The following is a 9451-nucleotide window of genomic DNA, read 5'->3' on the forward strand; positions in this document are numbered from 1 at the left end:
GCGCGGGTGCGGCAGGGGCTGGCGGGGCGGCGCGGGCGACCGGAGCGGCGGGCGCTTCGGCCTGCGGTTCGGGCGCGCGGGGCGGCGGCGCGGCCTCGACCGGCTTCGCCTTCTTGGGAGCGGCCGGGCGCGCGGGCTTCTCGTTCGCCTTCACCGGGGAGGGCCGTGCCTTGAGACCGAGGCGGTGGGCCTTGCCGATCACCGCGTTGCGGCTCACTCCGCCAAGCTCGTCCGCGATCTGGCTGGCGGTGGAACCACCTTCCCACATCTTGGTCAGCTTCTCGATCCGCTCGTCCGTCCAGCTCATTCCAGTTCCATCATTTCGAGGGGCACCCAGGGCTTTCGGCCCCAGAATCGCCCCGGACATCCAGGCGCCGCTTGCCTCGGAAGGCTACAGCCGATAGTCGCCGGTCCATGCCCGATCAACCCCAATCGACTGCGCTGCCGGACACCTCCGGGATCCTAGATCCCCATGGTAATCCGGCCCCTTCCGTTTCGACCCGGTTTCCGGCGAAGGGCGAGCCCGTGATCCACCAGGTCAACTGGGTGGGGCTCAAGACCCTTTATATGAAGGAGGTGCGGCGTTTCTTCAAGGTGCAGACCCAGACGATCTGGGCTCCGGCCATCACGACGCTGCTGTTCCTGGTCATTTTCACGGTCGCGCTGGGGCGCGGCGGACGCGAGGTGCTCGGCGTCAACTTCGCCACGTTCGTCGCACCCGGCCTGATCGTCATGGGGATGATGCAGAACGCCTTCGCCAATTCCAGCTTCTCGTTCCTGGCGGGCAAGATCCAGGGCACCATCATCGACTTCCTGATGCCCCCGCTCACCGAGGCCGAACTGATGTTGGCGATCGTCGGCGCCGCAGTCACCCGCGCGGTGCTGGTGGGCCTGGCGCTGGCGGCGGCGATGCTGCTGTGGCCGGGCATCGACATGTCGGTCGCGCATCCCTGGGCGGTGGCATGGTTCGGGCTCGCGGGCTCGGTGTTCCTCGCGCTGCTCGGCTTCCTGTCGTCGATCTGGGCAGAGAAGTTCGACCACAACGCGGCGGTGACCAACTTCGTCATCGCGCCGCTCTCGCTGCTCTCGGGCACGTTCTACGTAATCGACAACCTCGCCCCCGCATTCCAGGCGATCAGCCGCGCCAACCCGTTCTTCTACGTGATCTCCGGCTTCCGCTTCGGGTTCCTGGGCGCCAGCGACATCGGCGACACCAACATGGCGGTTCTGCACAGCGCACTGGGCCTCGGCCTGCTCGACGCGGTGCTGGCGGGTGTAGTATTCGTGGTGCTGCGGTCGGGCTGGAAACTGAAGGGCTGAATTAAGCCGCGGTTCAGCGCAAATCCGCGGAGACGCGCCCCAAATATTAACGAATATTTATCGGCTCTGTCGCATTGTGTTGCTGTGGCATCAGGCACAGCCTCAAGCGAAAACCGTCGAAAGACTGTCGTGCGTTTCACCGCGCCGATCGTCGTGGCTGCGCTTTGCATTCTCGTCCTCATCCTCGGGCTGCTCCAATGGTCCGGCCACGAGGTCGACCGCATTGCCCGCGACCGTGACCGCGCAATCGTTTCGCTGGTCCTGGCGCAGAGCGTGGAGCGGGTCGCCCACGCGCAGGAATCCTCGACCGTATGGGACGAGGCGGTGCGCCAGGTGCGCAAGCTTCCGCTCGATCCGGGCTGGCTGGACCTCAACCTGGGGGGATGGTTCCAGAATTATGCGGGCATCGACGAGGTCTACATCCTCGACCCGCGCGATCGGCCCATCTACGCGATGCGGAACGGCAGGCGCGCGCGCTCCGAAAGCTATGTCGCGCTCGAGAACGTGGCGCAGCCGCTGGCGAAGTGGCTGCGCGCCACGCGCACCGTCCAGAAGCGCAGCAACGGCAACGTCGCCATGCTTTCCGCCGGGCAGGGCGACCTTGCGATCGTGCGCGGCCGCCCCGCGATCGTCAGCGTCAAGCCGATCGTCACCGACAGCGGCCGGTTGAAGCAGGTGCCCGGGACCGAGGCGCTGCACGTCGCCGTCGTCTACCTCGACGACGATTTCTTCGCGCGGCTGGGACGCCAGTACGGGCTGGTAGAGGCCCACTATGCCGTTGCTCCCGGAGGCGACAGCAGCGCGCGTTCGGTGGCGCTGCACGACCGGCATGGCGGGATCATCGGCTATCTGGTGTGGAAGCCCTTCGCTCCAGGCAGGCAGGTTACCGGCGCGCTGGGGCCGGTCCTGCTGGTGGTTCTGCTGCTCACCACCGCCGTGATCTACTGGCTCGCCAGCCGTCTCGCGCGGCGTACCCACGACCTCGAGCAAAGCCGCCTTCACGCCCAGCACCGGGCGATGCACGACGATCTCACCGGCCTCGGCAACCGCGCCACGTTCGAGCAGCGGCTCGACGAGGCGCTGTCGCGCGCGCGTCGCCACCGGACGTTGCTGGCACTGCTCTACATCGACCTCGACCGTTTCAAGCAGGTGAACGACACGCTCGGCCATCCCGCCGGCGACGCGCTGATCCGGCAGGTGGCACGCCGCCTCGTCGCCGAGGTCCGGGGCTACGACCTCGTGGCGCGGCTGGGCGGGGACGAGTTCGCCATCCTCATCGGCGAGCCGGCCGACCGGCAGGCGGTGGAGGGCATCTGCGCCCGCATCGTCGCGGAACTGGAGCGGCCGTTCGACCTGTCGGGATCGCAGGCGTTCATCGGCGCCAGCATCGGCGTCGCCATGGCACCGGCGGACGGGGGCGACCGCACCGAACTGACGCGCAAGGCGGACATCGCGCTCTACAAGGCGAAGACGGACGGCCGCAGCCGCTTCCGCTTCTTCACCCCCGACATGGACGTCGACGTGCGCTCGCGCGAGGAGAGCTACCGTGACCTCCGGCTGGCCCTTGCCGACTGCGAGCGGCAACTGGCGGTCCATTACCAGCCGATCTACGCGATGGACGACGGGCAGATGGTGGGCGTGGAGGCGCTGCTGCGCTGGAAGCACCCCGACTTCGGCCTGGTCGGACCGGCGGAGTTCATTCGCTCCGCCGAAGAATCGGGGCTGATCGAAGTGCTGGGCGAGTGGGTACTGCGCCGCGCGGTGCGAGACGCAGGCGCATGGCCGGGGCTGCGCGTCGCCGTCAACGTGTCGCCGATCCAGCTGCGCAGCCGGCATTTCGTGGACACCGTGCGGCAGGTCCTCGCCGAAAGCGGCCTGGCGCCCGGGCGGCTAGAACTGGAGATGACCGAGACGGCGCTGATGGCGGCCTCCGGCGACGTCGCGCGGTCGCTGTCGGAACTGCGGGGGCTGGGCGTGGCCTGCGCGCTCGACGACTTCGGCACCGGCTATTCCTCGCTCAGCCACATCCGCGACTTTGCCGTAGACCGCATCAAGATCGACCGCTCGTTCGTCAACATGGTAGACACGGTGCCCGGCGCGGCGCTGGTCGAGGCGATCGTCAGTCTTGCGCGGGCGAACGGCCTGTCGCTGACGGCCGAAGGCGTGGAGGCGCAGGAGCAATACGATTTCCTGCGGCGGGTGGGGTGCCACGAAGTGCAGGGCTACCTGCTGTCGCGGCCGGTTCCGGTGGGCGAGGTCGGCCGCCTGCTGCATGGACGTCGCCCGGAGCGCGAGGACCGGCCGCCGGCCCTGATGTGAAGCCGGCAGGACCTTGCCTGCCGCCGCGTCAGTGCGCGAGGCCGGGGCGAAGCTGGTAACGTCCGTCGCAGTAGTCGTCGAACATCTGGGAAAGCGAGGGGTGGTCGACCGGGCCCCCGTCCGCGTCGCCCATCAGATTCTGCTGGCTGACATAGGCGACGTAGCTCGATTCCTCGTTCTCGGCGAGAAGGTGATAGTAGGGCTGCTCGCGCGTCGGCCGCACTTCGGCGGGGATCGACTGATACCATTCGTCGCTGTTGGCAAAGACCGGATCGATGTCGAAGACCACGCCGCGAAAGTCGTGGAGACGATGGCGGACCACGTCGCCGATCGCGAATCGCGCCCGGTTCTGGCGGGGCGCGTCGATGACGCGTCCGGCCTGAGGGGAGAAGAAGGACGCCCTGTTCATGCTATGGATATAGGTTTTGCGCCGGGGCGAAACAAGCGATGCGCCGGGACATTCCCCCAAAAGCGCTAATCCGGTCACCAAAAGTGCAGATCGGGGCTTGGCAAGCTCGATCAAGTCCGCTAGCGGCGCACTTCGCTTGACCCGGCGGGGCCTCCCCGCTGTAGCACGATCTCTTGCGGAGAGGTGGCAGAGTGGTCGAATGCGCTGCACTCGAAATGCAGTGTACGGGAAACCGTACCGTGGGTTCGAATCCCACCCTCTCCGCCAAGATCGTCTTTCCCGCAGACACATCGGGTCCGGCGGGTCGATATTTCCTCTAAATTCCAAACCTATCGGCGCCGAAGCCGCCTTCGGCTTAATCCATGATCGCGCGGATCTTGCTGGCCAACGCGTCCATTGCGAAGGGCTTGGTGATGAGCGCCATGTTCGGGGCGAGCTGGCCGTTGCCGACGACGGCGTTTTCCGCGTAGCCGGTGATGAACAGCACTTTCAGCGCCGAGCGCAGCGCCAGCGCGGCGTCGGCGATCTGGCGCCCGTTCATGCCGCCGGGCAGCCCGACGTCGGTGATGAGCAGGTCTATCCCGGGATGGGCATGGATGAGGCGCATGGCGCTGGGGCCGTCGAAGGCTTCGAGCACGTCGTAGCCGAGTTCCTGCGCGATCTCGACGACCAGCATCCGCACCGTCGGTTCATCGTCCACCACGAGAACGCAGCCGGCCTGGCCAGGCGGAACCGCTTGCCGGGCGACCGGCGCGAAGGTTTCCTCGGTGGCGGGCTGCTCGTTCTCGCCGGCGTGGCGGGGGAGGTAGATGCACATGGTCGTGCCGGCGCCGGGTTCCGTATAGATGCGGACCTGCCCGCCCGATTGCCGTGCAAAACCGTAGATCATCGAGAGGCCGAGGCCGGTTCCCTCGCCCAGCGGCTTGGTGGTGAAGAAGGGGTCGAAGGCCCGTTCCGCGACGGAGGAGGTCATGCCGGTGCCGGTGTCGGTCACGCAGATCGAGACGTACTGGCCGGGATCGAGGTCGCGCTCGCGCGCGGCGCGGTCGTCCAGCCACTTGTTCGCGGTCTCGACCGTGATGCGGCCGCCGTCCGGCATCGCGTCGCGGGCATTGATGCACAGGTTGATGATCGCGTTCTCGAGCTGGTTGGGATCGACCAGCGTCGTCCACAGCCCCGCCTTGCCGACCGTCTCGACCTCGACCTGCGGGCCGACCGTGCGGCGCACCAGTTCCTCGAGGTCGAAGATCAGGCGGTTGACGTTGGTGGGCTTGGGGTCCAGCGTCTGGCGGCGCGAGAAGGCGAGCAGGCGGTGGGTGAGCGCGGCCGCGCGGCGCACGGCGCCTTGCGCGGCGACGGAATATTTCTCCAGTTCGTTGACGCGGCCCTGGGCGATGCGGACCTGCATCATCTCCAGCGCGCCGGAGATGCCGGTCAGCAGATTGTTGAAATCGTGCGCGAGCCCGCCGGTCAGCTGGCCGACCGCTTCCATCTTCTGCGACTGGCGCAGCGCGTCCTCGGCGCGGTCGCGCTCGGCGGTGGTGGTCTCCACTTCCTCGACGAGGCGGCGGCGCTCTTCCTCGAGCTGGCGTTCCACCGCCTTGCGCGCGGATACGTCGAGCATCGCGCCGACCATGCGCAGCGACGCGCCGTCGGCGTCGCGGATGACGTAGCCGCGATCGAGCACGTCGGCGTAGCTGCCGTCGGCGCGGGCGAAGCGGTATTCGTCGGACCAGTCGGTGTCGGCACCGTCGATGATTGCGTGGATGCTCTCGTCGATGCGGCCGCGATCCTCGGGATGTATCTGCTCGATCCACCATTCCCCGGTGGTATCGACGGATGCGAGTTCGTGGCCGTAGGCGCGTTCCAGCGCCTCGTTCCAGGTGACGTGGTTGGCGCGCAGGTCCCAGTCCCATACCGCGTCGTTGGTGGCGCGGCCCGCCAGGCGGAGGCGTTCGCCGATCTCGCGCAGGGCCGCCGTGGCCTTGCGGTCGCGCGTCACGTCCTGGACGGTGCCGATCAGGCGTATCGGTTCGCGTCCGTCGAAGAAGGCGATGCCGTGGGCGCTGATGTGGCGCAGCACGCCGTCCTCGATGCCGATGGTGCGGTATTCGACTTCGAAGCGATGGTCGCCATCGGGATCGAGCGCGGCATTCACAGCCCGGTCGGCGCGCTCGCGGTCGTCCGGGTGGAGGCCGGCAAGGAACGCACTCTCGTAGCTGACGGGAGCCTCCGCGCCGAGCCCGAAGAAGGCGCGGCAGCGCTCGTCCCAGGTCAGCGATCCCTCGCGCACGCGATAGTCGAACCGGCCGAGTTCGGCGGCGGAAGCGGCCAGCTCCAGCTCCTCGCGGCTGCGTTCAAGCGCCTTTTCGGTACGGCGCCGCTCGCTGAGGTCTGAGAAGAGGATGGCGACGTGATGCTGGTCCGGCTCTTCGACACGGTAGGCATGCACGAGATACCAGCGGTCATCCAGCGCGTGCGCGGGCAGTTCGATGCGTTCGGAGACACCGGTCTTCGCGACCCGCCCATAGAGGTCGAACCAGTGCTGTTCGTGCGACGGTGCGATCTCGCGCATCCATCGTCCGGCCCCGTCCTTGATGCCGGTGTATTCCTCGAAGGAACTGTTGACCTCGATGAAGCGGTAGTCGAGCGCCGTTCCGTCCACATCCAGCTTGACTTCGATGACGCAGAAGCCCGCGTCGATCGAATTGAACAGCGAGCGATACCGACGCTCGCTGGCGCGCCGGGCTTCCTCGCTGCGGGCGCGGTCCGCCGCTTCCCGGGTGCGCCAGGCCACGTCCTCGATCATGGCGATATCGCTCAGCGACCATGTGCGCGGGGCATCGTCGTGCACGTAGAGAATACCGTCGAGGCCGTCCTCGCGGGCGATCGGGCACACGGCCAGAGCGCGCGCACCGATGCCGGCCCAGCTTTCCGCACGAGGCGAGGTACGCGGGTCGATTTCGCTGTCGATCACCAGCAGGGTGCGGCCCTCGCGCAGTTCGGCGATGGCATCGGACCCGAAGCTGTCGCGCAGGCGCGCCTCGCCGGTGATCCCGACGATGGTGTCCGACCAGTCGGTCTCGACCCTGACGGTGTCCCCATCGGCGCCCACGGTGGCGAAGCCGCAGCGGGTCACGCCGAGGTGGCGGCCCAGCAGCGCGGTGGCGGTGGAGAGGATTTCGGCAGGATCGTCGAGCCGCCGCAGGTGGTCGAGCAGGACGAGCTGGAAAGCCTGCCGCTCGAGCAGCTGCTCGTGGCTCATTTCCTTTGATCGAGGCATCCTGTCGCGATCCATCCCTGTCAGTGCATTGGGCCTCTGCGCCCCATTTGGACAACACGCCCGCGCCGCCCGTCGTTCCATCGAGGCGGAGCTACCGCCTGCCTGCACGAGTAGGCGCGTCGCCCGCGATCTGCCTACGACTTTCCGCGCCCTCTGCAAACGATGATGGGGGGCGAGCCGGATCGCCGTCGATCCCGACGCAGGGCACGGCGGGCGGCAATGAAGCGCCGGTTCCGCTCACAGCAGCCAGGCGATCGGCAGGCGCGAGGTGACGGCGATCAGAGCGCGGTCGAACAGCTGCATGCCCGGCTCACGGGTCTGGACCGTCGTGTGCAGTCCCTCGCCGGGGCTCCATTCCAGCGCGCCGTCCTTGCCGAGGGACACGGCATAGGCGGCATCGGGGATGATCGTCCCGAACGCATCGGCGACGTAGGAGGCGAACAGCGGGCTATGGATGACGAACCCGAGTTCCGTGTTCAGGCGCAGCGAGCGCTGGTCGAAGTTGAACGAGCCGACGAACAGCCGCTGGCGATCGACGGTGATGGTCTTGGCATGGATCGTCGAGGCGCCGGAGCGCAGGGCCGCGAATGATCCGCTGCCGGTGGCACGCAGCCGGCTGCCGACGCCGAGGCGGTTGCCCTGCCGGCGCTGCTTCTTGGAAGGAGCGCCGCGCACCTGCGCGGCGGTTTCGAACAGATGGACGCCTGCCTCCAGCAGTGGCTTGCGCCAGGGCGCATAGCCGGCATGGACGAGGGCGACGTCGGTGGCGCCGTAGCCGTTGGTGAGAACGCTCACGGCGACGCCCGCCCGCGCCAGCGCACCGAGCTGGCCTGCGCCTTGCGGGCCGGGCACGAAGTATCCCGAGACGATGCCGAGTTCGCGGGCGGGCTCGCCGATCGCACCGTCGAGCTTGCCCGCCAGCAGGTCCTTCCGGCGGACCCGCCGGCGGACCTTCGCGGGATCGTCGCTGATCATCTCGACCCTCGCCCACTCGAGATCGAGCCGGCCTTGCGCGATCTCGTGGACGAGCGGCAGGCTGCGAAGCCGCTCGACATAGCGCCGCGCGGATGCGTCGCGCTCCACGACCGAGGCCCGCGAAGCCAGTTTCGCGCGCTGCTTCTGGCTGACGTGCGGCAGGATCTGGTGCGCCGGATAGGCGGATTCGCAATCCCAGTAGCGCTCGAAGTCGCGCTCGACGTCGGCCACGACGGGGCCGATCGCCAGGACGTCGAGGTCGACGAACAGCGCGCCGTCGCCTGCCCCGAAATACTCGTCCCCGATATTGCGCCCGCCGACGATGGTGACGGCCCCGTCGACCGTGAAGCTCTTGTTGTGCATGCGCCGGTTGAGCCGCCCGAAGTCCGCCAGGAAGCCGATCGCCTTGGGATAGCGGATGCGGAACGGGTTGAAGAGGCGCACCTCGATATTGGGATGATCGTTCAGCGCCGAGAGAATGTGGTCGAGCCCGGTGATCCCGTTGTCATCCAGCAGCAGGCGCACCCGCACGCCGCGATTGGCGGCTTCGTGCGCCGCCTCGAGCAGCAGGGTCCCGGTCCGGTCGCCGTGCCAGATGTAGTATTGCAGGTCGAGGGTCTGCTCCGCGGCGCGCGCGAGCAGCAGCCGCGCCGCGAAGGCATCGACGCCGTCGCTGAGCAGATGGACGCCGGACAGGCCCGGATGCGCCGAGGCCTGTTCCTGCGCCGCGCTCCACAGCGTGCCGCTGCGCGGCGAGGGGAGGGGCCTCGCCGCGGGGGCGATCCGTCCGGGCAGGCAGCTTGCCATGCGGATGAAAGCGGCCGCCGCGACCGTACCCGCCAGGCCCGCCAAAGCCGCTTTCCAGCCATGCAGCGCCGCCATCGTTCTCCAATCTTGCTTTGTCATCATCGATGCCAACGTGTGGCGGCTTGATCCGGCTGCACGGCAGGTGCTGCCGGATGTCCGGCACTGCATGGGGCCGGGGGAGCCCCTTTGTCGAATGCTTAGGCGGCGAAGGGCGTGTACGGCGAGAGGAGAGGCGCGCAAATCGGCCATTTTGCGGGATTGGGTCAGTTTTTTGAAAAACCGTGTTGACCGAATCGCGGGTGGGACTTAGAGGGCGTTTCACCGCAGCGGACCACACG

General features: G+C 67.9%; 6 protein-coding genes and 1 tRNA gene. 3 read left to right on the forward strand and 4 right to left on the reverse strand.

Annotated features, from left to right (window positions below; genetic code table 11):
* On the reverse strand, window positions 1–307 hold a 307-nt coding region (locus tag AC07M9_RS20065), incomplete at its 3' end, for a GcrA family cell cycle regulator (protein ID WP_494886264.1).
* 107 nt (window positions 308–414) lie between these two features.
* On the opposite strand from AC07M9_RS20065, the gene AC07M9_RS20070 reads away from it, so the two are divergent.
* Both AC07M9_RS20070 and AC07M9_RS20075 read left to right on the forward strand, forming a co-directional pair.
* Window positions 415–1320 carry an ABC transporter permease gene (locus AC07M9_RS20070; RefSeq protein ID WP_494886266.1) on the forward strand — a complete coding sequence of 302 codons (906 nt, stop codon included), beginning with the start codon at window positions 415–417 and terminating at the stop codon, window positions 1318–1320.
* 129 nt (window positions 1321–1449) lie between these two features.
* Window positions 1450–3639, forward strand: coding sequence for a putative bifunctional diguanylate cyclase/phosphodiesterase (locus AC07M9_RS20075; protein ID WP_494886268.1), 2190 nt, complete (start codon window positions 1450–1452; stop codon window positions 3637–3639).
* A 28-nt stretch (window positions 3640–3667) separates the two neighbouring features.
* Here the strand turns inward: AC07M9_RS20075 and hspQ are convergent, their stop codons facing one another.
* Window positions 3668–4048 (reverse strand): heat shock protein HspQ, encoded by a 381-nt coding sequence (gene hspQ, locus AC07M9_RS20080; protein WP_494886270.1) that lies wholly within the window; start codon window positions 4046–4048, stop codon window positions 3668–3670.
* Window positions 4049–4225: 177 nt separating this feature from the next.
* On the opposite strand from hspQ, the gene AC07M9_RS20085 reads away from it, so the two are divergent.
* Window positions 4226–4315, forward strand: a tRNA-Ser gene (locus tag AC07M9_RS20085).
* A gap of 88 nt (window positions 4316–4403) precedes the next feature.
* Here the strand turns inward: AC07M9_RS20085 and AC07M9_RS20090 are convergent.
* Both AC07M9_RS20090 and AC07M9_RS20095 read right to left on the reverse strand, forming a co-directional pair.
* The gene (locus AC07M9_RS20090) at window positions 4404–7313 is read right to left on the reverse strand and encodes a PAS domain-containing protein (RefSeq protein ID WP_494886272.1); all 2910 of its coding nucleotides are present in this window, start codon (window positions 7311–7313) and stop codon (window positions 4404–4406) included.
* A gap of 255 nt (window positions 7314–7568) precedes the next feature.
* Window positions 7569–9188 carry a phospholipase D family protein gene (locus AC07M9_RS20095; protein WP_494886273.1) on the reverse strand — a complete coding sequence of 540 codons (1620 nt, stop codon included), beginning with the start codon at window positions 9186–9188 and terminating at the stop codon, window positions 7569–7571.
* Between the last annotated feature and the right edge of the window lie 263 nt (window positions 9189–9451).

This window comes from Novosphingobium sp. GW821-FHT09E05, from assembly GCF_059416165.1.